The organism is Micromonospora sp. CA-249363, from assembly GCF_050950185.1.
In the GTDB taxonomy this organism is placed as follows: Bacteria; Actinomycetota; Actinomycetes; order Mycobacteriales; family Micromonosporaceae; genus Micromonospora.
On the sequence record NZ_CP192020.1, the window covers coordinates 5814987 to 5840654 of the forward strand.

The 25668-nt window shown below is 70.1% G+C and carries 24 protein-coding genes; 9 read left to right on the top strand and 15 right to left on the bottom strand.

Annotated elements, in window-relative coordinates; all coding sequences use genetic code 11:
• Nucleotides 1-24: 24 nt before the first annotated feature.
• The 3 genes from ACQPZK_RS25885 to ACQPZK_RS25895 form a co-directional block, all read right to left on the bottom strand.
• Nucleotides 25-1815 carry a 3-hydroxyacyl-CoA dehydrogenase family protein gene (locus ACQPZK_RS25885; RefSeq protein WP_433535440.1) on the bottom strand — a complete coding sequence of 597 codons (1791 nt, stop codon included), beginning with the start codon at nucleotides 1813-1815 and terminating at the stop codon, nucleotides 25-27.
• Nucleotides 1816-1935: 120 nt separating this feature from the next.
• Complete coding sequence (locus ACQPZK_RS25890) at nucleotides 1936-3039, bottom strand: alpha/beta fold hydrolase (protein WP_433535441.1); 1104 nt, start codon at nucleotides 3037-3039, stop codon at nucleotides 1936-1938.
• 94 nt (nucleotides 3040-3133) lie between these two features.
• A complete protein-coding gene (locus tag ACQPZK_RS25895; protein WP_433535442.1) occupies nucleotides 3134-3550 on the bottom strand; it encodes an FHA domain-containing protein in 417 nt (138 codons plus the stop codon).
• Between the two features lie 256 nt (nucleotides 3551-3806).
• Here ACQPZK_RS25895 and ACQPZK_RS25900 point away from each other — a divergent pair, with 256 nt between their 5' ends.
• On the top strand, nucleotides 3807-5303 hold the full coding sequence (locus ACQPZK_RS25900; RefSeq protein ID WP_433535443.1) for an aldehyde dehydrogenase family protein: 1497 nt from the start codon (nucleotides 3807-3809) through the stop codon (nucleotides 5301-5303).
• Nucleotides 5304-5382: 79 nt separating this feature from the next.
• Nucleotides 5383-6042 (top strand): class I SAM-dependent methyltransferase, encoded by a 660-nt coding sequence (locus tag ACQPZK_RS25905; protein WP_433535444.1) that lies wholly within the window; start codon nucleotides 5383-5385, stop codon nucleotides 6040-6042.
• A 7-nt stretch (nucleotides 6043-6049) separates the two neighbouring features.
• On the opposite strand, the gene nucS is transcribed toward ACQPZK_RS25905, so the two are convergent.
• Nucleotides 6050-6709, bottom strand: coding sequence for an endonuclease NucS (gene nucS / locus ACQPZK_RS25910; RefSeq protein ID WP_357134169.1), 660 nt, complete (start codon nucleotides 6707-6709; stop codon nucleotides 6050-6052).
• Between the two features lie 71 nt (nucleotides 6710-6780).
• Here nucS and ACQPZK_RS25915 point away from each other — a divergent pair, with 71 nt between their 5' ends.
• Nucleotides 6781-7398 carry a DUF4126 domain-containing protein gene (locus ACQPZK_RS25915; RefSeq protein ID WP_396804298.1) on the top strand — a complete coding sequence of 206 codons (618 nt, stop codon included), beginning with the start codon at nucleotides 6781-6783 and terminating at the stop codon, nucleotides 7396-7398.
• A 169-nt stretch (nucleotides 7399-7567) separates the two neighbouring features.
• Here the strand turns inward: ACQPZK_RS25915 and ACQPZK_RS25920 are convergent, their stop codons facing one another.
• Nucleotides 7568-8131, bottom strand: coding sequence for a hypothetical protein (locus tag ACQPZK_RS25920; RefSeq protein ID WP_433535445.1), 564 nt, complete (start codon nucleotides 8129-8131; stop codon nucleotides 7568-7570).
• A gap of 926 nt (nucleotides 8132-9057) precedes the next feature.
• Between ACQPZK_RS25920 and ACQPZK_RS25925 the strand changes: the two genes are divergently transcribed.
• Nucleotides 9058-9354: a DUF1540 domain-containing protein gene (locus tag ACQPZK_RS25925; protein ID WP_355052875.1), complete on the top strand. Its 297-nt coding sequence runs from the start codon at nucleotides 9058-9060 to the stop codon at nucleotides 9352-9354.
• Between the two features lie 16 nt (nucleotides 9355-9370).
• Here ACQPZK_RS25925 and ACQPZK_RS25930 read toward each other — a convergent pair whose 3' ends face one another.
• Nucleotides 9371-11371: a protein meaA gene (locus tag ACQPZK_RS25930; RefSeq protein WP_433535446.1), complete on the bottom strand. Its 2001-nt coding sequence runs from the start codon at nucleotides 11369-11371 to the stop codon at nucleotides 9371-9373.
• A 151-nt stretch (nucleotides 11372-11522) separates the two neighbouring features.
• Here ACQPZK_RS25930 and ACQPZK_RS25935 point away from each other — a divergent pair, with 151 nt between their 5' ends.
• Entirely contained in the window at nucleotides 11523-12374 is an 852-nt protein-coding gene (locus ACQPZK_RS25935) for an ABC transporter ATP-binding protein (protein ID WP_433535447.1), read from the top strand.
• Nucleotides 12371-13216 carry an ABC transporter permease gene (locus tag ACQPZK_RS25940; RefSeq protein WP_433535448.1) on the top strand — a complete coding sequence of 282 codons (846 nt, stop codon included), beginning with the start codon at nucleotides 12371-12373 and terminating at the stop codon, nucleotides 13214-13216. Before ACQPZK_RS25935 ends, ACQPZK_RS25940 begins: the two co-directional genes overlap by 4 nt.
• A 42-nt stretch (nucleotides 13217-13258) precedes the next feature.
• On the opposite strand, the gene ACQPZK_RS25945 is transcribed toward ACQPZK_RS25940, so the two are convergent.
• Nucleotides 13259-14107, bottom strand: coding sequence for a 3-hydroxyacyl-CoA dehydrogenase family protein (locus ACQPZK_RS25945; RefSeq protein WP_433535449.1), 849 nt, complete (start codon nucleotides 14105-14107; stop codon nucleotides 13259-13261).
• A gap of 215 nt (nucleotides 14108-14322) precedes the next feature.
• On the opposite strand from ACQPZK_RS25945, the gene ACQPZK_RS25950 reads away from it, so the two are divergent.
• Nucleotides 14323-14934 carry a hypothetical protein gene (locus tag ACQPZK_RS25950; RefSeq protein ID WP_433535450.1) on the top strand — a complete coding sequence of 204 codons (612 nt, stop codon included), beginning with the start codon at nucleotides 14323-14325 and terminating at the stop codon, nucleotides 14932-14934.
• Here ACQPZK_RS25950 and ACQPZK_RS25955 read toward each other — a convergent pair.
• The gene (locus ACQPZK_RS25955) at nucleotides 14925-16370 is read right to left on the bottom strand and encodes a serine/threonine-protein kinase (RefSeq protein WP_433535451.1); all 1446 of its coding nucleotides are present in this window, start codon (nucleotides 16368-16370) and stop codon (nucleotides 14925-14927) included. The two genes, ACQPZK_RS25950 and ACQPZK_RS25955, sit on opposite strands and share 10 nt — an antisense overlap.
• Nucleotides 16371-16414: 44 nt before the next feature.
• On the opposite strand from ACQPZK_RS25955, the gene ACQPZK_RS25960 reads away from it, so the two are divergent.
• On the top strand, nucleotides 16415-16960 hold the full coding sequence (locus tag ACQPZK_RS25960; protein ID WP_433535452.1) for an RNA polymerase sigma factor: 546 nt from the start codon (nucleotides 16415-16417) through the stop codon (nucleotides 16958-16960).
• 24 nt (nucleotides 16961-16984) lie between these two features.
• On the opposite strand, the gene murA is transcribed toward ACQPZK_RS25960, so the two are convergent.
• Nucleotides 16985-18427, bottom strand: a complete 1443-nt coding sequence (gene murA, locus ACQPZK_RS25965; protein WP_433535453.1) for a UDP-N-acetylglucosamine 1-carboxyvinyltransferase — start codon at nucleotides 18425-18427, stop codon at nucleotides 16985-16987.
• Between murA and ACQPZK_RS25970 the strand changes: the two genes are divergently transcribed.
• Nucleotides 18426-18998, top strand: a complete 573-nt coding sequence (locus ACQPZK_RS25970) for a cob(I)yrinic acid a,c-diamide adenosyltransferase (RefSeq protein WP_422736649.1) — start codon at nucleotides 18426-18428, stop codon at nucleotides 18996-18998. The two genes, murA and ACQPZK_RS25970, sit on opposite strands and share 2 nt — an antisense overlap.
• A gap of 354 nt (nucleotides 18999-19352) precedes the next feature.
• Here ACQPZK_RS25970 and ACQPZK_RS25975 read toward each other — a convergent pair whose 3' ends face one another.
• The 6 genes from ACQPZK_RS25975 to atpA all read right to left on the bottom strand — a co-directional run bounded on the left by ACQPZK_RS25975 (nucleotide 19353) and on the right by atpA (nucleotide 25579).
• Nucleotides 19353-19808 carry a DUF2550 domain-containing protein gene (locus ACQPZK_RS25975; protein WP_433535454.1) on the bottom strand — a complete coding sequence of 152 codons (456 nt, stop codon included), beginning with the start codon at nucleotides 19806-19808 and terminating at the stop codon, nucleotides 19353-19355.
• A gap of 12 nt (nucleotides 19809-19820) precedes the next feature.
• On the bottom strand, nucleotides 19821-20102 hold the full coding sequence (locus tag ACQPZK_RS25980) for a F0F1 ATP synthase subunit epsilon (protein WP_421472903.1): 282 nt from the start codon (nucleotides 20100-20102) through the stop codon (nucleotides 19821-19823).
• 89 nt (nucleotides 20103-20191) lie between these two features.
• On the bottom strand, nucleotides 20192-21334 hold the full coding sequence (locus ACQPZK_RS25985; protein WP_433535455.1) for an LCP family protein: 1143 nt from the start codon (nucleotides 21332-21334) through the stop codon (nucleotides 20192-20194).
• Nucleotides 21335-21556: 222 nt separating this feature from the next.
• Nucleotides 21557-22993, bottom strand: a complete 1437-nt coding sequence (gene atpD, locus ACQPZK_RS25990) for a F0F1 ATP synthase subunit beta (RefSeq protein WP_433535456.1) — start codon at nucleotides 22991-22993, stop codon at nucleotides 21557-21559.
• On the bottom strand, nucleotides 22993-23922 hold the full coding sequence (locus tag ACQPZK_RS25995) for a F0F1 ATP synthase subunit gamma (RefSeq protein ID WP_433535457.1): 930 nt from the start codon (nucleotides 23920-23922) through the stop codon (nucleotides 22993-22995). Before ACQPZK_RS25995 ends, atpD begins: the two co-directional genes overlap by 1 nt.
• A 4-nt stretch (nucleotides 23923-23926) precedes the next feature.
• Entirely contained in the window at nucleotides 23927-25579 is a 1653-nt protein-coding gene (gene atpA, locus ACQPZK_RS26000) for a F0F1 ATP synthase subunit alpha (protein WP_433535458.1), read from the bottom strand.
• Nucleotides 25580-25668: the final 89 nt, after the last annotated feature.

The following is a 25668-nucleotide window of genomic DNA, read 5'->3' on the forward strand; positions in this document are numbered from 1 at the left end:
GGGCGGTCACCAGGTCTCTCGCGGTCAGCGGTGCGAGTGGTCGCGGAAGCCGCGACGGGTCTTGCGGCCCAGGTAGCCGGCGGTGACCAGGTGTTCCAGCAGCGGCGCGGGCGCGAAGCCCGGCTCGCGCAGCTCCAGGTACAGCTCACGCTGGATCGCCAGCGAGACGTCCAGCCCGACCACGTCGAGGAGCTCGAACGGGCCCATCGGGTAGCCGCAGCCCAGCTTCATCGCGTGGTCGATATCGTCGGCCGTCGAGTAACTGGCCTCCAGCATCTTGACCGCGTCGTTCAGGTACGGGAAGAGCAGCGCGTTGACGATGAACCCGGACCGGTCGCCGCAGACCACACCGGTCTTGCCCAGCGCGGCGCAGACCGCCCGCGCGGTGGCGGTGGTCTCCGGCGAGGTCCGGATGGTCCGCACCACCTCGACCAGCGGCATGACCGGCGCCGGGTTGAAGAAGTGCAGGCCCACCACGTCGGCCGGCCGCTGGGTGGCCATCGCCACGTCGATCACCGGCAGCGACGAGGTCGTGGTGGCCAGCACCACGCCCGGCTTGCAGATCTCGTCGAGGCTGGCGAAGAGCGCCTTCTTGACGCTCAACTCCTCGACGACCGCCTCGACCACCAGGTCGACGTCGGCGAGGTGGTCGAGGGTGGCCGTCCAGGTGATCCGGCCGAGGGCCGCGTCCCGGTCGGCCTCGGCGAGCTTGCCCCGGACCACGCCCTTGTTCAGCGAGGTCTTTACGGCCTCGCAGACCGACGCGGACTTCTCCGCGCCCCGGGTCACCGAGACGACCTCGTACCCGGCCTTGGCGAACACCTCGATGATCCCGGTGGCCATCGTCCCGGAACCGACAATGCCGACCTTGGTGATGGCGCGCGCGCCGTCGGCGAGCGCGGCGTCCGTCGCCGACGGCGTCGTCCCATCGGGTACGACCTTCGGCGAACCGGGCCGCTCGTAGGTGTAGAAACCCCGACCGGACTTGCGGCCGAGCAGCCCCGCCGTGACCATCTGCTTGAGCAGCGGCACCGGGGCGTGCCGACGGTCCCGCCCGCCCCGGCGGTACATCGTGTCCAGGATCTCGTACGCGGTGTCCAGGCCGATCAGGTCCATCAGCGCGAGCGGGCCCATCGGCAGGCCGCAGCCGAGCTTCATGGCGGCGTCGATGTCCTCGCGGGTCGCGTAGTGCGACTCGAACATGGCGACGGCGTGGTTGAGGTAGCCGAAGAGCAGCGCGTTGGCGATGAAGCCGGCCCGGTCGTTGATGGTGACGTCGACCTTGCCGAGCCGGGCGCACAGCGCTTCGACGTCGGCGACCACCTCGGGCGCGGTGACGACCGTGCGGACCACCTCCACGAGCTTCATCACCGGGGCCGGGTTGAAGAAGTGGATGCCGATCACCTGGTTGGGCCGGCTGGTGGCCACCGAGATCTCGGTGACGCTCAGCGACGAGGTATTGGTGGCGAGGATGGTCTCCGGCTTACAGACCCGGTCCAGCTCCGCGAAGATCCGCTGCTTGAGGTCCAGGTGCTCGGGCACCGCCTCGATGACCAGGTCGACGGAGTGCAGCGCGTCCAGCCCGACCTCGAAGCGCACCCGCTCGTGCAGGGCGTCGCGGTCGGCCTCGGCGAGCTTGCCCTTGGCCACCGCGCGATCGGTGGAGCCGGCGAGGGTTGCCCGACCCCGCTCCAGCGCCGGCTCGGAGATCTCGACGGCCACCACATCGATGCCGTTGCGGGCGAAGACCTCGACGATGCCGGCACCCATGGTGCCCAGCCCCACGACACCCACGGTGCTGAACTCGCGCGCCACGACCGGCCTCCCCAGACACTCCGTACGGCCACTGAACGACCGCTAAGGCTATGCGCGCGAGTCTGCCACGTGCCGCAACGTTGTCGAGACGCCGTGGGATATTTCACCCCCGATGCGGCCCTACCCGGCCCACGCGTCGGTCAACGCCAACAGCTCCGCCACGAACTCCCCCGGACGCTCCAGGTGCGGGCTGTGCCCGCAGCCGGGCAACACGACCTCACGGTACGCGCCGCCAGCAGCCGCGTACCGCTCCAGCACCGCCCGGGTCTGCCCGACCATCGGCTGCGGCGGACGGACGTCCGCGCCGGGCCACCCGGGTACGAGACCCAGCGAACCCAGGTAGGCCAGGTCGAGCAGCGAGGTGTCCGAGACGATCACGTCGGCGTCGCCGCGTACCCAGGTGATCGGAGGCTTCTCGGCGACGGCCACCAGGTCGTCGGCGAGCCGGAACCAGGTCGGCGCGAGCGCGTTGAGCACGCCCCGCTTCCCGGGCGCGGCACCGGGCCAGTACTCCGACTCCACCGCCGTGCCCGGGTAGTTGTCGTCCCCCGTCGCGGTGGAGAGCATGCTGTCCAGCAGCAGGTCCTCGTCCTCGCCCAGCGCGGCGGGGTCGGCCACGTAGGTTGCCCGGAGCACGGCGCGCGGGCTGGTCGGCGTATCGACGCTCCGGTCTCCGGCGGCGAGTCGGGTGACGAAGTCCTCGTTCACCCGGGCCGCGCCGGTGCCCGCGAAGTCAGGGGTGGCCGGCGTACCGGCGAGGTCGCGCGTACCACCGAAACCGTACGGCGACACCGGCGCGGCCAGCAGGAGCGCGCCCACCCGATGCGGATGGTCGACCAGCAGCCGCATGGCAACTCCCCCACCCAGAGAGTGCCCGACCACGACCGGTCGCACCTCAGCGGCGGCGTCGACGCTGCTGGCGTCGGCGGCCTTCGGGAAGAGCGTCGGATCGTCCAGCAGCGCGGCGACGTCGTCGGCGAAGTCGCGCAGGCCCCGGGTGGCGTCCACCCCAGCGGTCTCGGAGTCGCCGAACCCGCGCAGGTCGGGTGCGACGACCCGCAGCGTCGGTGGCAGTCGCCGGATCAACGGCTCCCAGAACAGCGAGGAGGAGCAGTTGCCGTGGACGAGCAGTACCGGAGTTCCGTCCGGCGGACCGCCCACCCGTACCGCCTGGCGTGTGCCGTTCGCCGTGACGACCCGCAGCTCGGTTTCCATCCGCGGCATGCTGCCACGTCAGTCCACACCGGTCCAGGTGTCGGACGGTCATCGGGCGGCACCGCCGGGGTGTGGTCGACCGCCACTGGACGCCCCGGCGGGGTCAGCGGGTGGCGCCGGGACGGGTGGCCAGGGGCAGCGGCAACGTCGGTCGGATGTCGCGCCGGGACACCCCGAAGCTGAGCCCGACCGGATCGGTGTGGGCGACCCCCGGATCGAACAGGCGCAGTTCGGTGCGGCCCAGTCGGATCACGTCACCGTCGGAGAGGCGTTCCACCCCGGTGATCCTGCGGTCGTTGAGCCAGGTGCCGTTTGTCGAGCCCAGGTCGCGCAGCGAGGCGCCCTCGGGGGCCAGCCACACCTCGGCATGCCGGCGGCTCAGATGTGGGTCGTTGATCACCACGTGGCCGGTCGGCGCCCGACCGATCACCTGCGGCTCGACCCGCAGGCGAAAGCTCGCTCCGCGCATCGGCCCACCGGCGACCGTCAACAACGGCATCAGTTCCGGATGTTCCTCCATGGACAGTCAGCCCTCCACCCCACACCGTTACTCCGCGCGTCAGCCTGCCATCAGACGGTAATCGTCAATACCGACCGGCCGGTCAACTCCTCGCCACCTCCCGGCCACCCGCTGTTCGACGATTCGGACGGCCACCCCTCGAAACCCGGCACCTGACCTGCACTGATCAACGAATGGACCGGGGGACACGACTCCCGCCCCGGCGTACGGAAACCGTGGCCTACCGGTGAGTAATGTTCGGGTCTAGACTTCCGCCATGACGGCTGTGCATGTCCCCGGCACCCCCCTCATCGAGGCGCACCAGCTGGTCTCGACCAGTCCGGCCACCGGCGTCGAGGCCGGCCGCCTCCCGGTCGCCGACGACGCGGACGTACGGCAGGCCGTCGAGCGCGCCCGTTCCGCCGGCGAGTGGTGGGCCGGCCTGGGTTTCGCCGGCCGTCGCCAGCGGCTGCTGCGCTGGCGCGCGCTGCTCGCCCAGCGCGTCGAGCAGCTCGCCGAGCTGATGCACGTCGAGGGCGGCAAGCCGGTCGCCGACGCCATCGTCGAGATCGCCAGCGCGATCGAACACGTCGACTGGGCCGCCCGCAACGCGCGCCGTGTGCTCGGGCCACGCCGGGTCCGCTCCCGGCTCGTCCTCGCCGAGTTCTCCGCGCACCTGGAATACCAGCCGCACGGCGTGGTGGGTGTGATCGGGCCGTGGAACTACCCGGTCCTCACCCCGCTCGGCTCCGCCGCGTACGCCCTGGCCGCGGGCAACGCCGTCGTGCTCAAGCCCAGCGAGTACACGCCCGTCGTCGGCCAGTGGCTGGTGGACACGTTCGCGGAGGTGGTGCCCGAGCAGCCGGTGTTCGCCGCCGTACACGGGCTCGGCGACGTCGGGGCGGCGCTGTGCCGTTCCGGGGTCGACAAGGTGGCCTTCACCGGCTCGACCGCGACCGCCCGCAAGGTGATGGCCGCCTGCGCCGAGACGCTGACGCCGGTGCTGATCGAGGGCGGCGGCAAGGACGCCATGATCGTCGACAGCGACGCCGACCTGGACGCCGCCGCCGAGGCGTGTGTCTGGGGCGCCATGACCAACGCCGGCCAGACCTGCATCGGCATCGAGCGCGTCTACGCCGTCGACACGATCTTCGACGCCTTCGTCGACAAGGTGGTCGCCCGCGCCGGCCGGCTGACCGTCGGCCCCGAGGGCACCGACATCGGTCCGATCACCATGCCCGGCCAGATCGACGTGATCCGCCGCCACATCGAGGCCGCGGTCAGCTCCGGCGGCCGCGCCCTGGTCGGCGGTCCGGGCGCGGTGCAGCCACCGTACGTGCATCCGACCGTGCTGGTGGACGTACCGGAGGAGTCGGCCGCCGTCCGCGAGGAGACCTTCGGTCCGACGGTGACCATCAGCCGGGTCCGCGACGCCGACGAGGCCGTCGCCCGCGCCAACGCCGTGTCGTACGGCCTGGGGGGTTCGGTCTTCGGCCGGCAGCGCGCGGTGCGCACCGCGCGGCGTCTGCGCTCGGGGATGACCTCGGTCAACTCTGCCCTGACCTTCGCCGGGATGTCCACGCTGCCGTTCGGCGGCGTCGGCGACTCCGGCTTCGGGCGGATCCACGGCGAGGACGGCCTCCGCGAGTTCGCCCGCGCCAAGGCCATCACCCGGCGTCGGGCGCGCTCACTGCTGCCGTCGATGACGTTCGACCGCACCCCCACCGACGTGGCGCGCCTCGTCAAGGCCATCAAGGTGATGTACGGCAGATGAGTGTCGGATAGCCGATCTGCGAGCCGATCGGCGTATCCACATGTTTATACGCCGTAGCTACGGCGGTACATTGCGTTAAATGGGCCACAATCGATTGCGACACCGCCTAGTCGACAGTGACCAGTCGTGGAGCGCTCGGCAGCGGCGTCGTCGTTCGGAGTGGCTGGCGCGCACCTTTCCCGACATCGGCGACATGCACGTCGTCGACCTCGGCGGCCGGCTCGGCACCTGGCACCGCGCCACCATCCGGCCGGCCCGGGTCACCGTGGTCAACCTGGAACAGCCGCCCGCCGCCGTACCCGAGTGGGCCCACGTCGAGCAGGCAGATGCCTGCGACCTCCCACCCCACGTCGCCAAGGGCGCCTACGACCTGGTCTTCTCCAACTCCGTGCTGGAGCACGTCGGCGGGCACGAGCGCCGGCTGCGGTTCGCGGCCGCGACCCGCTCGCTGGCGGATCGGCACTGGGTGCAGACGCCCTACCGCTACTTCCCCATCGAGCCCCACTGGATCGCGCCCGGGATGCAGTTCCTACCGATCCGGATGCGCACGGCGCTCGCTCGCCGTTGGCCCCTCGGCCACAAACCGACCCGCAGCCATGAGGCCGCCATCCACCAGGTGCTCTGGACCGAACTGCTGGACCGTTCGCAGATGCGCCACTACTTTCCCGACTCGACAATGCTCGTCGAACGGGTCTTCGGCCTGCCGAAGTCGTTGATCGCCGTACGGACCGGGCGCTGAGCGGGGGTCAGAAGAGGGTCAGCTCGTCCTTCTCGATGCCCCGCAGCCGGTCGTAGTTGACGACGACGCACCGGATACCCCGGTCGGCGGCGAGCACCCGGGCCTGCGGCTTGATCTCCTGCGCGGCGAAGACACCGGTGACGGGGCTGAGCAGCGGGTCACGGTTCATGAGTTCGAGGTAGCGGGTCAGCTGCTCCACGCCGTCGATCTCGCCACGCCGCTTGATCTCGACGGCCACGGCGCCGGAGTTCGCGTCCCGGCACAGCAGGTCCACCGGGCCGATGGCCGTCATGTACTCGCGGCGCACCAACGTGAACCCCTCGCCCAGGACGGTCGGGTTGGCTGCCAGCAGCTCCTGCAGATGCGCCTCCACCCCGTCCTTGCGCAGGCCGGGATCCACACCCAGCTCGTACGAGGTGTCCTGGAAGACCTCCTCCAGGGTGATCCGCAACTCCTCGCCGGCCTTGTTGACCACCCGCCAGACGCCGGGGGCCTCCTCCAGCCGGCACGGCGGGCTCATCCAGTTCAGCGGCTTGTACGCCCGGTCGTCGGCGTGAATCGACACCGACCCGTCCGCCTTCACCATCAACAGCCGGGTCGCCGGCGGCAGGTGAGCCGAGAGCCGTCCGACATAGTCCACCGAGCACTTCGCAATGACCAACCGCACCCGACGAGGGTAGCCGAGCGGGCCGCGACCGCCACCGAGCGGCACTGGCGCGTCGGTGCGATGCTGAGATCGTGTTCGAAGTCCTCACCGGCACCGGCCTCGCCGCCTCAGCGGGGCTGAACGCCTACATACCCCTGCTCGTCCTCGGCCTCCTCGGCCGCTACACCAACCTGATCGACCTGCCCAGCGGCTGGACGTGGCTCGGCAACGGCTGGGTCATCGTCATCCTGGCCGTCCTGCTCGCCGTCGAGATGGTGGCGGACAAGGTGCCGGTCGTCGACCACGTCAACGACGTGGTGCAGACCGTCGTCCGGCCCACCGCCGGAGGCCTGGCCTTCGGAGCCGGCTCGTCGTCGGAGACGGTCACGGTCAGCGACCCGGGGAGCTTCTTCTCCAGCCATCAATGGGTGCCGGTGGCCACCGGCGTACTGCTCGCCTTCGGTGTGCACCTGCTCAAGTCCGCCGCACGCCCGGTCATCAACGCGACCACCGCCGGGTTCGGCGCCCCGGTCGCCAGCACCGCCGAGGACGCGACGAGCGTGGTCATGTCCCTGGTGGCGGTCATCCTGCCGGTGCTCGTCCTCGCCTTCCTGGTGGGTCTCGTCGTCTTCGTCTACTGGTTCCTGCGTCGACGGTCCGACCGCCGCCGGGAACGCGAGGCGGCCCGCGCCGCCGGCTTCCGCGTCTGACCTCCGGCGCGCCCTCCGCACGGGAGGGCGCGCCGGCTGCGCGTCGGCAGCGGTCGCGCCCGCAGATCTTGGACAGTTACCGTCCCGACCTGACGGTAACTGTCCAAGATCTGCAGATACGCCGATGGCCGGCACCCGTTGTCGGGTGCCGGCCATCGGCTTTGAGCTCTTAGCTGTTCCAGTGGTGGGCGACGAGGTCGGTGGCCTGCTGCTCCCACTGGGCGTAGGCGTCGGGGTAGGCGGAGACCTGCACGGTCTGCGCGGCGTCGGTCAGGGGCATGTCCTGCCAGCCGTCGACCTGACGCAGGCCCTTGAGGAACGCGGTGGTGGAGTACTCGGGGTTGGTGATCTGCTCGGGGGTGCCCCAACCGCTGGTCGGGCGCTGCTGGAACAGGCCGAGGGAGTCGTGGTCGTTGGCGTCGCCGAGGTGACCCAGGTTCTCCAGCTTCGACTCCTGCAGGCTCGTCGCGATCGAGATGACCGCGGCGCGCTCGGGCAGGCCGGCCTTCTTCGTGGCCGCGATGATGGCCTTGACGTTGGCGGTCTGCTCGTCGTTCAGGGTGATGTGCGACTGGTCGCCCTGCGGCTTCGGCGCCGCGGCCTGCACCGCCACGGCGGCGGGCTTGGCGTCCACGGCCGGGTTGGCGTGGGCGGCGATCGGGCCGGCGAAGACGCCGCCGGCGAACGCGAGACCAGCAACGGACAGCATGCTCTTACGGAAGATCGTGTTCATGAGGGGTTGCTCCTTCGGGGGTAGGAAACACCCAGATGTCACCGTTGGGGGGATCAGGTGACGGGGGTGTGCGCACCTCGTCCGGCGCGTGCAAAGTCTGGGGGGCGGCGGCCTGCGAGCCGGGGGGCTCGGGCGCCGCGGACCGGGTACAACGACCCGGGGGGGCGGGGCCATTCCCGCAGGCGGGAGGCCCGGTGGGGTCTGTGTGTATCGGCCGGCTGGCCGGGGTCATTCCCGGGGGCCTTGCGGCCTGCGGGCGGATGCCTCGCGGCGGCCGGTCCGGGTGTAACGACCCGGCGGCCTGGGCCATTCCCGCAGACGGGCGGCCCGTGGCGGTCTGTGCGTAACGACCGGCTTGGCCGGGCTCATTCCCGGGGCTTGGCGGCCTGGGGGCGGATGCCTCGCGGCGGCCGGTCCAGATGAAACGACCCGGGGGCCGGGGCCATTCCCGCAGACGGGCGGCCCGTGGCGGTCTGTGCGTAACGACCGGCTTGGCCGGGCTCATTCCCGGGCATGGCGGCCTGCGCGCGGATCGCTCGCGGCGGCCGGTCCGGGTGTCACGACCCGGAGATCGGGCCCATTCCCTAAGGTGGGCGGCCCTAGAGCGTCGTGCCGGTCGTCGGTGACGACCTGGCGGCGGGGCCCATTCCCGCAGGCGGGCGGCCCGGAGAGCGTGGCGCGGCCTCACGGCCGGACAAACCACCCGGATCTACACGATCCGCGCGGCGGGCAAGGGCGTGACTGCGCGTGATCGACTCGACATCGCTGAAGTCGGGGTATCCGGGGCCGATTGATACCGCGATATCGGTGATCTCGTGTCGATCATGCCGGGATGGCCGGTCAGGCCGGAGGGCCAGACGGGCGTATCGGCGTGAGCGCAGGCCACAAATGCCTAATATCAGGGCAGGAGCCTAGAGGAGGTCGGCATGACCACTGCAATGGAGATGCCCCGAGTCCAGGAATGTGTCGTCGCGGCGTGCGCGTACAACCAGGGTGGTGACTGCCACGCCTTCGCGATCACCATCGGCAGCATGGACCACGCGCACTGCCACACCTTCGTCGAGTCGCCCGTCCGCGGCGGGGTGGACGGCCTCACCGCGCAGGTGGGCGCCTGCCAGCGTTCCGACTGTCGGCACAACGAGCAGTTGGAGTGCCACGCCTCGTCGATCAAGGTCGGGCCGGACAACGACCTGGCCGACTGCATGACGTACGCCGGTCGCTGACCCTGCGGAACACCGGTCAGGGCAGGTCGTTGGCCTGCCGGATGACCGTCACCAGGTCGTCGATGATCCCGGTGAGGGCGAAGTCCTTCGGCGTGAAGACCCGCGCCACCCCGGCGGCGAGCAGGGTGTCGGCGTCACCGGCGGGGATGATGCCGCCCACCACCACGGGCAGGTCCGCCCGGCCGGCAGCGCGCAGGCCGTCGAGCACCGCGGGCACGGCCGCCAGGTGTGAGCCGGACAGCACGGAGAGCCCGACCAGGTCGACGTCCTCCTCGACGGCGGCGGCGACGATCTGGCCGGCGGTCAGCCGGATGCCCTGGTAGACGACCTCGAAGCCGGCGTCGCGGGCGCGTACGGCGATCTGCTCCGCGCCGTTGGAGTGCCCGTCCAGGCCGGGCTTGCCGACGAGCAACCGCAACCGCCCGTTGCCCATCTCGCGGGCGGTCGCGGCAACCCGCTCGCGTACCGCCGCGAGACCCGCGTCGCCGCCGCTGCCGGTGGCGCCGGACAACCCGGTCGGGGCCCGGTACTCACCGAAGACCTCGCGCAACGCGCCGGCCCACTCCCCGGTGGTCGCCCCGACCCGCACACACTCCAGGGTCGCCGGCATCAGGTTGGCGGTGGTCGCGGCGTCCGCGCGGAGCCGCGCCAGTGCCGCGGCGACCGCCGCGTCGTCCCGCCCGGCACGCCACTCGCGTACGGAGGCGACGGCGGCCGCCTCGACCATGGGATCGACCTGTTCGACGGCCTCGGCGCCCGCCGCCGTCAGCGGGGACGGTTCGGTCTCGGCGAAGCGGTTGACGCCGACCACCACGTCGACGCCGGACTCCATCCGGCGGCGGCGCTCGGCCAGCGAGGCGACCAGCGCGCTCTTGAGATAGCCGGTCTCCACGGCGGCCACCACGCCGCCCATCTCCAACACGGCGTACAGTTCGACCCGCGCCCCGGTGACGATCTCGTCGACGAGCGCGGTCATCACGTGCGAGCCGGCGAAGAGGTCCGGGTATTCGAGCAGGTCCGACTCGTACGCCAGGACCTGCTGCATGCGGAGCGACCACTGCTGGTCCCACGGCCGGGGCAGACCGAGCGCCTCGTTCCAGGCCGGCAGTTGCACGGCGCGGGCGCGGGCGTCGCGGGACATGGTCACGCCGAGCATCTCCAGCACGATGCGCTGGATGTTGTTCTCCGGTTGCGCCTCGGTGAGGCCGAGCGAGTTGACCTGTACGCCGTAGCGGAACCGCCGTTGCCGGGCCTCGGTCACGCCGTACCGGTCCCGGGTGATCTCGTCCCACAGCACGCCGAACGCGCGCATCTTGGCGATCTCCTCGACGAAGCGCACGCCCGCGTTCACGAAGAACGAGACGCGCTGCACCACGTCGCCCATCCGCTCGGCGGGCACCTGGCCGGAGTCCCGGACCGTGTCGAGGACGGCGACGGCGGTGGCCAGCGCGAAGCCGACCTCCTGCACGGGCGTCGCGCCGGCCTCCTGGAGGTGGTACGAGCAGATGTTGACCGGGTTCCACCGGGGCATCGTCTTCAGCGTGTGGGCGATGACGTCCGCCGTCAGCCGCAGTGAGGCCGCCGGCGGAAAGATGTACGTCCCCCGGGACAGGTACTCCTTGATGATGTCGTTCTGGGTGGTGCCGGAGAGCCGGTCGGCGGTCGATCCCTGCTCCACCGCCACGGTCGCGTAGAGGGCGAGCAGCCACATCGCCGGGGCGTTGATGGTCATCGAGGTGTTCATCTCGGCGAGCGGGATGCCGTCGAAGAGCGCCCGCATGTCGCCGAGGTGGGCCACCGGCACGCCGACCCGGCCGACCTCGCCCGCGGCCAGTTCGTGGTCGGGGTCGTACCCGGTCTGAGTCGGCAGGTCGAAGGCGACCGACAGGCCGGTCTGCCCCTTGGCGAGGTTGCGGCGGAAGAGCGCGTTGGTGGCGGCGGCCGACGAGTGGCCGGCGTACGTGCGCATGACCCACGGGCGGTCCCGCTCGGGCAACCGGCTCGGCGTCTCATCCATGGCCGGAGTCTAAGTTACCGTTCAGTAGAAGAGGCTGTGGAAAACCACACAGGTCCATGTCGGGGACGCCCGGGTGCGAAGCGCCCGCGGTGGCGAGGACCGCCACACCCCGGGCACCCGCCGCTTGCCGCCAGGCCGCACACTTGACGCCATGGATGATGAGCTGGCCATCTCCGTCCGTGGGCTGCGCAAGGCGTACGGCGACAACGTGGCCGTGGCGGGTGTGGATCTCGACGTCCACCGGGGCGAGGTGTTCGCGTTGCTCGGCCCCAACGGCGCGGGCAAGACCACCACGGTGGAGATCCTGGAGGGCTACCGACGCCGGGACGCGGGCGAGGTGAGCGTACTCGGCGTCGACCCGGCGAATCCCGACGCCGACTGGCGGTCCCGGGTGGGGATCGTGCTCCAGGGCACCGGCGAGTTCGACGAGCTGACCGTGGCGGAGGTGGTCCAGCACTTCTCCGGCTTCTACCCGGACGCGGACGACCCCGCCAAGGTGATCGAGCGGGTCGGGCTGGCCGGGAAGGCCAAGGCTCGTACGCACACCCTCTCCGGCGGGCAGAAGCGCCGCCTCGACGTGGCGCTGGGCATCATCGGCCGTCCCGAACTCCTCTTCCTCGACGAGCCGACCACCGGCTTCGACCCGGAGGCCCGCCGCGAGTTCTGGGAGCTGATCCGCGACCTGGCCGCCGCCGGCACCACGATCGTGCTCACCACCCACTACCTCGACGAGGCGGAGTCGCTCGCCGACCGGGTCGGCGTGATCGCCGGTGGCCGGCTGGTCGAGGTGGCCACACCGGACCGGCTGGGCAACCGCCAGGAGGCCCTGGCGACGGTGTCCTGGCGTACCCCGGAAGGGGTGTGGGAGAGCGCGCAGAGCGCGACGCCGACGGCCCTGGTGGCCGATCTGGCCGCGCGTTACGGCGGCGAGGTCCCCGGGCTCACGGTGACCCGGCCGACCCTGGAGGACGTCTACCTCACGATGATCGGACACGCGCGATGACGACCACGACGAAGCCGGCCACGCCGATCGCCGCGACCCCGGGCCGACGGCCGGGCGCGGGCGCGCTCGCCCTGCGCCAGGGCGGACTGGAGATCACGCAGTTCCTGCGCAGCCGGGAGTCCGTGGTCTTCACGATGGGTTTCCCCATCATCATGATCCTGATCTTCGCGTCGATCTTCCACGGGACGATCGGCGGCGGGGTCAAGTTCACCCAGTACTTCATCACCGGCATGATCGCGACCGGCCTGATGACGGTCAGCTTCCAGAACCTCGGCATCTGGATCCCGGTGGAGCGGGACCGGGGCGTGCTCAAGCGCTACCGGGGCACCCCGATGCCGAAGTGGGTCTGGTTCGCCGGCAAGGTGATCATGGTGGTGGTGATCGGTATCGCCGAGACCGCGCTGCTGCTGGCCGTCGCGGTGGCGCTGTTCGACCTGGACCTGCCCGGCACGGCCGGGAAATGGTTCACCTTCGGCTGGGTCTCCGTGCTCGGGGTGACCGCGTGCACGCTGTCCGGCATCGCCATCTCGTCGCTGGCCCGCACCGCCCGCAGCGGCTCGGCCGTGGTGACCCCGGTCGCCCTGGTGCTCCAGTTCATCTCCGGTGTGTTCTTCGTCTTCACCGACCTGCCCACCTGGATGCAGCAGGTCGCCGCGCTGTTCCCGCTCAAGTGGATGTGCCAGGGGCTGCGGGCGGTCTTCCTGCCGGAGAGCTTCGGGGCGCAGGAGCCGGGCGGCTCGTTCGAGTTGGGGCGGGTCGCGCTGGTGCTGGCCCTGTGGTGCGTGATCGGGCTCGTGCTCTGCCTGACCACGTTCCGCTGGACCACCAAGCGCGACGGCTGACCGGACGACCGGGGCGGGCCGCCCGCCCCGGTCGCCACCGACTCAGTACGTGTAGAAGCCCTTGCCGGTCTTGCGGCCCAGGTCACCGGCGGTGACCATGCGCTGGAGCAGCTCCGGCGGGAAGAACTTCTCGTCGGCCGTGTCGGTGTAGATGTTCTTCGAGGCGTGCAGCAGCACGTCCACGCCGGTCAGGTCGGTGGTGGCCAGCGGGCCCATGGCGTGCCCGAAGCCGAGTCGGCAGGCGGTGTCCAGGTCCTCGGCGGACACCACGCCCGACTCGACCAGCTTGACCGCCTCCATGACCAGGGCGGAGATCAGCCGCGTGGTGACGAAGCCGGCGATGTCCCGGTTGACCACGACGACGGTCTTGCCGATCTCCTCGGCGAAGGCCCGTGCCGTGTCGAGCGTGGCGTCACTGGTCTTGTAGCCGCGTACCAGCTCACAGAGCTGCATCATCGGCACCGGGGAGAAGAAGTGGGTGCCGACGACGGCCTCCGGCCGCTCGGTGACCGCCGCGATCTGGGTGACGGGGATGGCCGACGTGTTGGTGGCGAGAACCGCGTCCGACTTGCAGATCTTGTCCAGCGCCCGGAACACCTCGTGCTTGATCTCCAGCCGCTCGAAGACCGCCTCGACCACGATGTCCGCGTCCGCCGCGGCCTCCAGGTCGGTGGTCGGGGTGATCCGGGCGAGGGTCGCCTCGACGTCGGACGCCTCGATCCTGCCCTTCTCGGCGAACTTCTCCAGCGACTTCCGGATGCCGCCGAGCCCCCGGGTGGTGGCCGCGTCGTCCAGGTCGCGCAGCGTCACCTGCCAGCCCGCCTGCGCCGCCACCTGGGCGATGCCCGAGCCCATCAGCCCGGCCCCGACGACCGCGAGTCGACCCGCCATCTGCTTCTCCCTCGCTGCTAATGAGTGCCTGCCTGCACCCTAGTCGGCGAGCCTGAACGATGACTAAGGGCTCCGGGTCGCCGTGGGGTGGCCCATCTCGCGCCTGTGACGGATGCACGACTTTCCCGAGCGAACAAACTCCCGAGTGGGTGCATCGAACCCTACGACAACCAACAAGTGGCAGAACCCAGGAGCTCATGATGCGCGCAACGTCCATGGTCGGAACCCTCACCTGCCTCCTGCTCGTAGCGGCGTGCTCGTCACCCGCACACCAGAATGGCAACGCCGCGCCGGCCGGCTCGCCCGACCCGACGACCGGCGCGGCCGCCACCGGCAGCCCCACTCCATCGACCCCCTCCCCCTCGTCGACGCCGTCCGCCCGGCCGTCCAGCGGCGCGACCCGCCCCACGACGCTCGTCCTGGGCCCGAACGGCATCGGTTCACTCAAGCTCGGCATGACCCGTCAGCAGGCCACCGGAACGGGGCTGCTGCGGGCGTTCGGGAACAACGGGGGCGGCTGCGCGCCGGCAGCCCTGCGCGCCGCCCCCAGCGAGGAGGGGATCGTCAACCTCTCGCCGACGCTGGGTATCGCCACCATCGACGCGTACGAGGGGATCAAGACGCCCGAGGGAGTGCGCATCGGCATGTCGAGCGCCGACATGCTGCGGATCTACCCGGACTGGACGAGGGCCGACGGGGACGCGACGAACGGTCGCGGTTTCACGAAGACCCCCGGCAACAGCAAGGCCGTCTACCGCATCGCGACGAGGAACGGCAAGGTCACGCAGCTGACCCTTCAGTACGCGAACCAGGACTGCTACGAGTAGACCGACCCGAAACGGCCGGCCTGCGGCGTCAGCGCGTTGGACAACCGCAGGCCGGCCAGGATCTCGTCGGTCAGGTCCGCATCGTCCACCTGCTTGATCTGCAGGTAGACGCCAAAGCGGCGCTGCGGCACGGCGATCACGACCTCGCTGAACGAGACCGATGCGCCGCACGAGGTCCACCGCCGTACCAGCGCCCGGTTGCCACCCACCTCCACCGTGCGGTCGGGCTGCTGGACGCAGGAGGTGTGGCTGGGTAACGCCGGCGCCGGGTCGACGTCCAGCAGGGCCCTGCTCACACCGACGAACACGCCGGGCATCCCACTCGCCGGATCCGGCCAGACAGCGAGATCCGGGGCGACCACGAGACCCGGCGCCTGACCGGCCGACAGTCGCAGCACCGAAGGGTCCCAGCCGGCGTCCTTCACCTGGCCGGCCCAGTTCGCCGGCACCGCGACCGAGAGAGCACCGGAGGCATCGTGTACGCGAACCCACCCCGACCGTTCCGCCAACGTGGAACTGGAACCCGTCGTCGCCAGCAGGGCGCCCAGGGCGACCCCGACGCCGACGACCCTCCCCAATTGCCGCACGAACCGACCACGGCCCGCGACCCGCTCGGTCGACGCGATGACCCGGTGCAGTTCCTCGAGCATCACCGCCGCGGAGGCCCAGCGTTGTCGCGGGTCGGGATGCAGCGCACGCCGTACCAGGTCGTCCACTTCGGAGGGGACTCCGGGCCGGAGCTGAGAGGGACGGGGGAGGGAACGACCGGCCCGGCCCGGACGGGTGCCGGAGGACCGTGCCGGTTCGGGCGGGCGGCCGGTCAACATGTGGTAGGTCGTCGCGCCGATCGCGTACACGTCCGCGCGAATGTCCAGGCCACCACCGGCGGTGGCCTGCTCGGGCGGCATGTAGCCGGGCGTGCCGGCCGCGATGGTGAAGCCGGACGCGTTGGCGAGCGCCTTGGCCAGGCCAAGGTCGGCGACGAGCACCCGATCGCGGCCCGCGCCCGGCTGGAACAACACATTGGACGGTTTGAGGTCCCGGTGCAGCACGCCGGCCTCGTGCAGCACCACGACGGCGCTGGCAATGTCGGCCGCGACGAGCAGCGCCTCCCGGACCGGCATCGGCCCCGAGGCGAGTCGATCCGCGAGAGTGCCCCCGGCCGCGTACGGCATCACCAGGTACGGCCGGCCGTCCGGCAGCTCACCGACGTCGAGCACACGCACGAGCAGGCTCGAATCCGTCCGCCGCATGATTCGCGCCTCCTGCTCGAACCGCTCCCGCAGATCGGAGTGGTACGACCAGTTGTCGGCCAGCACCTTGATCGCGACGGAGGCGTCCAGAGCATCGTCGGCGCCGAGCCACACGGTTGCGAACGCTCCGGAGCCGATGCGCCCCACAACGCGGTATCGGCCGATCTTGCCGGGTACTGACACGCCCGTATTATGGCCGACTGAACGCTGAGGAACGGGGCCTGAGCATGTTGGACGATCTTGACGTCGAAGAGCTGGCGGATCGTGCCGCCAAAGGGGACACTGCCGCACTCGACGCGTTGCTGATCAGGATCGGCCCGCAGGTCATGCGACAGTGCCTACGCCTCCTCCCGTGCCGGCAGGACGCCGAGGAGGCGTGCCAGGACGCCCTTCTACAGGTCGCCCGCAAGATTGACACCTTCGCCGGCCGGTCGAAGTTCTCCACCTGGCTGCACATCGTCACCGCCAACTGCGCCCGGCAGACGTATCGCAGCCTCAAGCGTCGGTCCGAGGAGCAGTCCACGCCGCTGCTTCCGCTCGACACCGCCGACCCCCGCACCACCAGCGTGATCGCGGGTTCCCGACTCGACCTGCTCGACGCGCTGGAACGACTGGAGGCGCATCGACCCGAACTGGTCGCCCCGCTGGTACTGCGTGACCTGTGCCAGTTGACGTACGACCAGATCGCCGACCACCTCGCCATTCCGGTCGGCACCCTGAAGTCACGCATCCACGACGCACGACGGCACGTGCGTGCCTCGCTGCAGGCCTGAGGCCGCCAGAGTCGCAGCGGGGCCTCAGATCTCCAGCGACGGCTCCTCGGGCGCGGTCCCCCGCTCCACCGCCACACCGAGGGCGCGCAGGTCGGCCACGAAGTCCGGGTACCCCCGGTCGACGTGGTGCACGTGCGAGACCTCGGTGGGTCCGTCCGCGCAGAGTCCGGCGATGATCAGCCCGGCGCCGGCGCGGATGTCGGTGGCGCGTACCGGCGCGCCGGACAGCCGCTCCCGACCCCGGACCACGGCGTGGTGCCCGTCGGTCTTGATGTCCGCGCCGAGCCGCATCATCTCGTTGGCGAACATGAACCGGCCGTCGAAGATGTTCTCCGTGATCAGGGACGCGCCGTCGCTGACCGAGGCCAGCCCGATCGCCATCGGCAGCAGGTCGGTGGCGAAGCCGGGATACGGCAGGGTCACCACGTCCACCGCGCGGGGCCGGTCGTCCATGCGTACCCGGAAGCCGTCCCCCCGCGTCTCGACCAGGCCGCCGGCCGCGACGACCTTGTCCAGCGCGACCTCCAGGTAGGCCGGGTCCAGGCCGGTGACCGTCACGTCGCCGCGCGTCATCGCGGCGCCGAACGCCCAGGTGCCGGCGACGATCCGGTCTCCCACGGTGGCGTGCCGCACCGGCCGCAGGCCGGGCACGCCGGTGATCCGCAGGGTGGACGTGCCGGCGCCGGCGATCCGCGCGCCCATCTGGTTGAGCATCGTGCAGATGTCGACGATCTCCGGCTCCCGGGCCGCGTTGTCGATCGTCGTGGCCCCCTGGGCCAGCACCGCTGCCATGACCAGGTTCTCGGTCGCCCCCACGCTGGGGAAGTCCAGCACGATGTCGGCGCCGCGCAGCCCGTGCGGCGCCTCGGCGATGACGAACCCGTGCTCGCCGGAGATCTCCGCGCCCATCCGGGTCAGCCCGGAGATGTGCATGTCCAGGCCCCGTGAGCCGATCGCGTCGCCGCCCGGGTGGGCCACCCGCACGTAGCCACGGCGGGCCAGCAGGGGGCCGAGCACGCAGATCGACGCGCGGAGCCGCCGGACCAGGTCGTAGTCGGCCTCCGCGCCGGGCTGCTCGGGTACGTCGATGGTGACCGAACGGGACCGGGCGACCCCGCCCCGGGCCACCATCGGGTCGACGGGGTCGTCCGCGTCGAACCGGACGTCACAGCCCAGCCGGCGCAGCACCTCCCCCATGATCGCGATGTCGGTGATCCGCGGAACATTGGTGATCACGCTGCGGCCGGGAGCGAGCAGCGCGGCGGCCATCAACTTCAGCGCCGAGTTCTTGGCGCCGACGACGTGCACGGTGCCCGCCAGCCGGGCCGCACCGCAGACCCGGATGACGTCGACGTCGTTGACCGCCGTATCACCGGCGTCACCCGGACCCACCACCGCCGGCCAGCCGGCTGTCGTGTCCGGCCGAGCGGGGATCGTCAGTTCCGGTATCCGTAGGCTGTGCGTCATGGCCGTCCACCTCACGCGCATCTACACCAAGGCCGGCGATGCCGGCATGACCAGGCTGAGCAACAACGAGCAGGTCCCGAAGACCGATCCACGGATCGCCGCGTACGCGGATGTCGACGAGTGCAACGCGGCGATCGGTGTCGCACTCGCCCTGGGCCAGCTCGACGAGGAGCTGAGGGCTGTCCTGGCGTCGGTGCAGAACGACCTGTTCGACGTCGGCGCCGACCTGTCGACGCCCGTCGAGCCGGAGCCGAAGTACCCGCCGCTGCGGGTGACCGAGGAGTACGTCGAGCGCCTGGAGGGCTGGTGCGACGAGTACAACGCGCGCCTGAGCAAGCTCGACTCCTTCATCCTCCCCGGCGGCACCGCCGGCGCGGCGCTGCTGCACGTGGCGCGGACCATCGCCCGGCGAGCCGAGCGGGCGGCGTGGGCGCTGGTGAGCCACGATCCGGACCGGACCAGCCCGCTCCCGGCAAAGTATCTCAACCGCCTCTCCGATCTGCTCTTTATCCTGTCAAGAACGGCAAATCCGGCGGGCGATGTGCTATGGGTGCCGGGCGGCAAGCGCTGACGATGGGCGTCGTGCAGGGCTGAGTTCCCGCTCCAGCCGCCGTCAAGCGTCCCCGAGGCTGACACCTCGCTCCAGCCGACCGAGCAGCCGTGATCAACGCGGGTTCCACGAAGTCGGGCCATCCAAGCCCCAGGACACCCCGACCTCAAGAAAGCCGAGTCGATCAATTCACTGCGGAGGCGGGACTCACCGAACCCGGTAACGGCAGGTGATCAAAAACCCGGACCGGACCGACGCGCAGCGCCGCGGACGGGTTTCCGGGGCAGCCCGCCCGGCGCAGGGATCAAGCCTGACCGCCCGGAGCCGGGCGGGCTGCCCCGGAAACCCCGAAGAGCAACCACAGAAAGGGCCGGATCAGGCCGCCGGCCAGTCCTGGGAGGCCAGACGCGGCGAGACCGCCCCCGGAGGGGCGGCCTCGAGCCAGGAGAGGAAACCGGTGACGGTCGATCGCGCCATGGCGATCTCCACCGGTGCGTGGTGACTCGTACAACGGAGGATCACCCAGTCGGCCGGCATGGAGAGCCGTTCCTGCCCTTCGGGCAATCGCCGGCGCTCGACCGCGAGACCCTTGCGGGACAGGACCCGCTTGGGACGGAGCGCGAAGCTGAACATCCGGTACCAGCGCAGTTCGTCACCGGCGAACCGGCCGAAGCCCGGCGACCAGCCACGCCCGTCGAGCACGGTGGTCACCCGGACGCTGAGCCGGATGATGCCACCGCTGCGGGTGACGACGGCCCGCCGGACGAAGAGTACGAGAAGCGCGACGAGGATGACGGCGACGCCGATCCCGATCCCTTCGACGATCTCCATCCCCGGTGTGGCTCAGCGGCTCTGCGCGGAAACCGGGGTAGCGCTCTCGGCCAGCACGGTGACGCCCTGGGCGCTCACCGAGAGGAAGCCGCCGGCCACCTCGTACGCGACCTGTTCCCCGCCGGCCAGCTTGATGCGGACCTGGCCGGGCTCGGCGAGCTGGCCGAGCAGCGGCGCGTGACCCGGCAGGACTCCGAGCTCGCCCTCGGTGGTCCGGGCGACGACCATCTCGGCCTCACCGGACCAGACCTTCTCCTCGACGGCGACGAGCTCGACGTGAAGCTGCTGTGCCACGCTGTCTCCTTGCTGCGGCGACGGATTGCCGAAAGTCTAGTCGTGCCGCCGGACCGCCCCCAACGCGGGTGGGGAGAGCTGCGCCACGCCTACTTGGTCTTGTTCTGGAATTCCGGGTGCTCGAGCAGGAACGCGTCCAGTTGTTCATTGTGCAGGGCGGTGAAGAAGTCCGGGACACCTGCCTGGAACTGCTCACCCTTGTAGGTCTTGCCCTCGAAGACCGGGCCGCCGGGCAGCTTGATCATCTGGATGGTGTTCGGGCGGATGTTCTTCAGAGCGAGCCCGAAGTCGATCACGCTGTTGCCCCGGCCGTTGAAGATCAGCGACTGGCCCGCGGCGCGGAGCACCTTGTCCAGCTTGATCGGGTTGGACACCACGTCGGCGCTGAACGCCTGGCCCACCATCGCCTTGACGAACTGCTGCTGGTGGCGCTGCCGACCGTAGTCGGCATCCGGGACACCGTTCTTGGGGTAGCGCTGCCGGACGTAGTCCAGGGCCTGCCATCCCTTGAGGTGATGGTTGCCCTTCTTGTAGATCGCCTGGGGGCCGATGTAGCCCTCGCCACGCGGGTTGCCCGGCCGGGGCTTGCCGTCGGGCTGCTTGTGCTCGGACTTCACGTCCCGCTCGACGTACATGTCGACGCCGCCCATCGCGTCGACGATCTTCTGGAAGCCGGTGAAGTTGATGATCGCGCCGGCGTCGAACCGCTTGATGCCGGTGGCGTTCTGCACCGTGGTCGCCAGCAGCTCGAAGCCGCGCGCCGCGTCCGGATTCCCTCCCGGGACCCGGCTACCGAACGACATCGCGGCGTTGATCTTCGTCGTCTCGCCGGGGAAGTTCGCCTTCTTGAACGCCGGGATGTCGACGTAGAGGTCACGCGGCAACGAGAAGAGGTAGGCGCGGTCCATCGACGCCGGAACGTGCAGCACCATGATCGAGTCAGCCAGCGGCGCCGCCGTCGGCGTACGCGGGTCGATACCGACCAGCAGCAGGTTGAGCGGACCCTTGATGTCGCTCTTCTTCTCCTTGGCGCCCGCCGCCTGGTCACCGAAGAGGTCGGCCTTGCCGACGGAGCCCTCGTAGCGGGCCATCAGCACCTCGGTGCTGACGAGCACGCCGCCGCTGAGCATGGTCAACACCAGGCCGAACACGGTGCACAGCTTCGCCCAGCGCGGCACGCCCCGCCAGATGGACGGCTTGCGGCCCTTCTTGCCGGCCTTAACCACGCTCATCTCCGTTCGCTACGCCCACGCAGAGGAGACGGGCTCACGTCGTCGAAAGGTTGCACTCGTCCGCGCTCGAGAAGGTGAACGCGCGGACCGACCGTATCTCGGCTGCCGCCGGAGTGACGACCACGAGTAACGGACCGCGACGATGGTAGGACGCGAAGATGAACAAAAGACTGCCCCGACATTGCCGGGGCAGTCTTTTGCGGTACGGATTCGATGGGGCCGTCAGGCCTTCATCAGCTCCTCAGCCTTCTTCTCGAGGTCCTCGAGACCGCCGCACATGAAGAACGCCTGCTCGGGGAAGTGATCGTACTCACCCTCGCTGATCTTGCGGAACGCCTCGATGGTCTCCTTGATCGGAACCGTCGAGCCCGGCACGCCGGTGAACTGCTCCGCCGCGTAGGTGTTCTGCGACAGGAAGCGCTCGATCCGCCGGGCCCGGGCCACGGTGATCTTGTCTTCCTCGGAGAGCTCCTCGATACCGAGGATGGCGATGATGTCCTGCAGGTCCTTGTAGCGCTGCAGGATCCGCTTCACCTCGGTGGCGACCTGGAAGTGCTCCTGGCCGACGAACTCCGGGGCGAGGATCCGGGACGAGGACGCCAGCGGGTCCACGGCCGGGTAGATGCCCTTGTCGGAGATCGACCGCTCCAGGTTGGTGGTCGCGTCCAGGTGGGCGAACGTGGTGGCCGGGGCGGGGTCGGTGTAGTCGTCCGCCGGCACGTAGATCGCCTGCATCGAGGTGATGGCCTGGCCCCGGACGGAGGTGATCCGCTCCTGGAGCTCGCCCATCTCGTCGGCCAGGGTCGGCTGGTAACCCACGGCGCTCGGCATACGACCGAGCAGGGTGGAGACCTCGGAACCGGCCTGGGTGAAGCGGAAGATGTTGTCGATGAAGAGCAACACCTCCTGCTTCTTCACGTCACGGAAGTACTCCGCCATCGTGAGCGCGGAGAGCGCGACCCGCAGCCGGGTGCCCGGCGGCTCGTCCATCTGGCCGTAGACCAGCGCGGTCTTGTCGATGACGCCGGACTCGGTCATCTCGGCGATGAGGTCGTTGCCCTCGCGGGTGCGCTCACCCACGCCGGCGAACACCGAGGTACCACCGAAGTTGCGGGCAACACGGGTGATCATCTCCTGGATGAGCACCGTCTTGCCCACGCCCGCGCCGCCGAACAGGCCGATCTTGCCGCCCTTGACGTACGGGGCGAGCAGGTCGATGACCTTGATGCCGGTCTCCAGCATCTCGGTCTTCGGCTCGAGGTCGGCGAAGGCCGGCGCCTTGCGGTGGATGCCCCACCGGTCGTCGGCGTCGATGGTCTCGCCCTCGGTGAGGTTGAGGCACTCGCCGATCGCGTTGAACACGTGGCCCTTGACCGCGTCGCCCACCGGAACGGTGATCGGCGAACCGGAGTCACGAACCTCCGCGCCGCGAACCAGGCCGTCGGTCGGCTGCATCGAGATGGCGCGGACCAGGTTGTCACCCAGGTGCTGGGCGACCTCCAGGGTCAGCGTCTTCTCACCGCCGGACAGGCTCACGTTGACGTTGAGCGCGTTGAACAGGGCCGGCATGGCGTCGCGCGGGAACTCGGCGTCGACGACCGGGCCGATGACCCGGACCACGCGACCCGTGGCCGTCTTGGTCTCTACTGGGGCAGTCATCACACTTCACTTCCCGACGCGGCCAGCGCGTTCGCGCCGCCGACGATCTCGCTGATCTCCTGGGTGATCCCGGCCTGGCGGGCCGAGTTCATCTCACGCGTGTACTTCTCGATCATCTCTTCGGCGTTGTCGGTGGCGCTCTTCATCGCCCGCCGACGCGCCGCCGACTCACTCGCCGCCGACTCGATCAACGCCGCGTAGATCCGCGTGTTGATGTACCTCGGCAGGAGCGCGTCGAGCAGCGCCTCCGCCTCCGGCTCGAACTCGTACGCCGGCAGTAGCCCCTCGGAGCGCGGCCGGTCCTCCACCTGCATCGGACCGACGATCTTGGTCACCGGCGTCTGCGTCATCAGCGAGTGGAACTCGGTGTAGACGATGTGCAACTCGTCGACGCCGAGCACGCCGTCCGCACCGGCACCACCGTCGACGTCGTCCGCGCCGGCGGTGAACGCCTTGATCAGCGTCTCACCCACGGTGCGGGCGTCCTCGAACGACGGCTGCTCGCTGAAGCCCGTCCAGTTCGCCTCGATCGGCCGGTTGCGGAACCGGTAGAACCCGACGCCCTTACGCCCGATGACGTAGAGCACCGGCTCCTTGCCGTCCGCCTTGAGCCGCGCGATCAGCGACTCCGCCATCCTGATCGCGTTGGAGCTGTAACCGCCGGCCAGGCCACGGTCGCTGGTGACCAACAGGACGCCCGCCCGCCGCACCCGCTCGCGCGGGGTGAGCAGCGGGTGGTCGATCCGCGCGTTGGACGCCAGCGCCGTGAGCACGCCGGTGATGGCCTCGGCGTACGGCAGGGACGCCTGCACCCGGGCCTGGGCCTTGGCGATCCGGCTCGTCGCCACGAGCTCCATCGCCTTGGTGATCTTCTTCATCGACTTCGCCGAGCGGATCCGTTGACGAAGAACGCGAACCTGGGCCGCCATCAGATCAGCTCTCGGCCGGGCGGTCGGTCGCGCCGTCGCGGAAGCGGGTCACCGTCTCGCGGTTCTGCTCGCCCTCGAGCGGAGCGGCCGGCGCGTCGTTCACCGTGCGCTCGTCCTCCTTGTTGAGGAAGACCTGCTTGAACTCGGCGACCGCCGTGTCGAGCGCGTTGGTGATGTCGTCGTTCCACTGGTTGTCACCGATGGACGCGAGCACACCCTCGTGCTTGTGCCGCAGGTACTGGAGGAACTCCGCCTCGAAGCGCCGGACCTCGCCCACCGGGACGTCGTCCAGCTTGCCCTCGGTGCCGGCCCAGACGGAGACGACCTCCTCCTGCACCGGGTACGGCGAGTAGTTCGGCTGCTTGAGCAGCTCGACCAGCCGGACACCACGGTTGAGCTGGTTCTGCGAGGCCCGGTCCAGGTCGGAGGCGAAGGCGGCGAACGCCTCCAGCTCGCGGTACTGGGCCAGGTTGAGCCGCAGCGAACCGGAGACCTTCTTCATCGGCTTCACCTGCGCGGCGCCACCCACCCGGGAGACCGAGGTGCCGACGTTGATCGCCGGACGGACGCCCTGGTTGAACAGGTCGGTCTCCAGGAAGATCTGACCGTCGGTGATCGAGATGACGTTGGTCGGGATGAAGGCCGAGATGTCGTTGGCCTTCGTCTCGATGATCGGCAGACCGGTCATCGAGCCGCCACCCAGCTCGTCGGAGAGCTTCGCGCAGCGCTCCAGCAGGCGGGAGTGCAGGTAGAAGACGTCACCCGGGTACGCCTCACGGCCCGGCGGGCGACGCAGCAGCAGCGACACGGCCCGGTACGCCTCGGCCTGCTTGCTCAGGTCGTCGAAGACGATCAGGACGTGCTTGCCGCCGTACATCCAGTGCTGTCCGATGGACGAGCCGGTGTACGGGGCCAGGTACTTGAAGCCGGCCGGGTCGGACGCCGGCGAGGCGACGATGGTCGTGTACTCCATCGCGCCCGCCTCCTCCAGCTGCCCCTTGATCGAGGCGATGGTGGAGGCCTTCTGGCCGATGGCGACGTAGATGCAGCGGACCTGCTTCTTCGGGTCGCCGGTGCGCCAGTTCTCCCGCTGGTTCAGGATGGCGTCCAGGGCGACCGTGGTCTTGCCGGTCTTGCGGTCACCGATGATCAGCTGGCGCTGGCCACGGCCGATCGGCGTCATGGCGTCGATGGCCTTGATGCCGGTCTGCAGCGGCTCGGACACCGACTGCCGGGCCATCACGTTCGGAGCCTGCAGCTCCAGCTCGCGGTAACCCTCCTCGGCGATGTCGCCGAGGCCGTCGATCGGCTGGCCGAGCGCGTTGACGACGCGGCCGAGGAAGGCGTCGCCGACCGGAACGGAGAGCACCCGGTCGGTGCGCTTGACGCGCTGCCCCTCCTCCAGCTTGGCGGAGTCACCGAGGACGACGACACCGATCTCCCGGACGTCGAGGTTCAGCGCCACGCCGAGCGTGCCGTCCTCGAACTCCAGGAGCTCGTTGGTCTTGGTCGAGGGCAGGCCCTCGACGTGGGCGATGCCGTCGCCGGTGTCGGCGACGGTGCCGACCTCCTCGCGGGAGACGTCGGACGAGTAGGAGGAGACGTAGCGCTCCAGGGCGCCGCGAATCTCTTCCGTCGAGATGGTCAGCTCGGCCATCCTCTGCTTCCTTAAAGTTCAGGGGCCCGGGATACCTAGTACCAACCGGTCCGAATGGCGTCTGTCAATCCGGGCGCTGCGGCGGCGGA

What these genes read in the sequence shown, in the direction of transcription:
- ACQPZK_RS25890 (WP_433535441.1), bottom strand. Translation starts at nt 3,039, where the DNA reads ATGCCGCGGATGGAAACCGAGCTGCGGGTCGTCACGGCGAACGGCACA.
- ACQPZK_RS25895 (WP_433535442.1), bottom strand. Translation starts at nt 3,550, where the DNA reads ATGGAGGAACATCCGGAACTGATGCCGTTGTTGACGGTCGCCGGTGGG.
- ACQPZK_RS25900 (WP_433535443.1), top strand. Translation starts at nt 3,807, where the DNA reads ATGACGGCTGTGCATGTCCCCGGCACCCCCCTCATCGAGGCGCACCAG.
- ACQPZK_RS25905 (WP_433535444.1), top strand. Translation starts at nt 5,383, where the DNA reads ATGGGCCACAATCGATTGCGACACCGCCTAGTCGACAGTGACCAGTCG.
- ACQPZK_RS25920 (WP_433535445.1), bottom strand. Translation starts at nt 8,131, where the DNA reads ATGAACACGATCTTCCGTAAGAGCATGCTGTCCGTTGCTGGTCTCGCG.
- ACQPZK_RS25925 (WP_355052875.1), top strand. Translation starts at nt 9,058, where the DNA reads ATGACCACTGCAATGGAGATGCCCCGAGTCCAGGAATGTGTCGTCGCG.
- ACQPZK_RS25930 (WP_433535446.1), bottom strand. Translation starts at nt 11,371, where the DNA reads ATGGATGAGACGCCGAGCCGGTTGCCCGAGCGGGACCGCCCGTGGGTC.
- ACQPZK_RS25935 (WP_433535447.1), top strand. Translation starts at nt 11,523, where the DNA reads ATGGATGATGAGCTGGCCATCTCCGTCCGTGGGCTGCGCAAGGCGTAC.
- ACQPZK_RS25940 (WP_433535448.1), top strand. Translation starts at nt 12,371, where the DNA reads ATGACGACCACGACGAAGCCGGCCACGCCGATCGCCGCGACCCCGGGC.
- ACQPZK_RS25945 (WP_433535449.1), bottom strand. Translation starts at nt 14,107, where the DNA reads ATGGCGGGTCGACTCGCGGTCGTCGGGGCCGGGCTGATGGGCTCGGGC.
- ACQPZK_RS25950 (WP_433535450.1), top strand. Translation starts at nt 14,323, where the DNA reads ATGGTCGGAACCCTCACCTGCCTCCTGCTCGTAGCGGCGTGCTCGTCA.
- ACQPZK_RS25960 (WP_433535452.1), top strand. Translation starts at nt 16,415, where the DNA reads ATGTTGGACGATCTTGACGTCGAAGAGCTGGCGGATCGTGCCGCCAAA.
- ACQPZK_RS25970 (WP_422736649.1), top strand. Translation starts at nt 18,426, where the DNA reads ATGGCCGTCCACCTCACGCGCATCTACACCAAGGCCGGCGATGCCGGC.
- murA (WP_433535453.1), bottom strand. Translation starts at nt 18,427, where the DNA reads ATGACGCACAGCCTACGGATACCGGAACTGACGATCCCCGCTCGGCCG.
- ACQPZK_RS25975 (WP_433535454.1), bottom strand. Translation starts at nt 19,808, where the DNA reads ATGGAGATCGTCGAAGGGATCGGGATCGGCGTCGCCGTCATCCTCGTC.
- ACQPZK_RS25985 (WP_433535455.1), bottom strand. Translation starts at nt 21,334, where the DNA reads ATGAGCGTGGTTAAGGCCGGCAAGAAGGGCCGCAAGCCGTCCATCTGG.
- atpD (WP_433535456.1), bottom strand. Translation starts at nt 22,993, where the DNA reads ATGACTGCCCCAGTAGAGACCAAGACGGCCACGGGTCGCGTGGTCCGG.
- ACQPZK_RS25995 (WP_433535457.1), bottom strand. Translation starts at nt 23,922, where the DNA reads ATGGCGGCCCAGGTTCGCGTTCTTCGTCAACGGATCCGCTCGGCGAAG.
- atpA (WP_433535458.1), bottom strand. Translation starts at nt 25,579, where the DNA reads ATGGCCGAGCTGACCATCTCGACGGAAGAGATTCGCGGCGCCCTGGAG.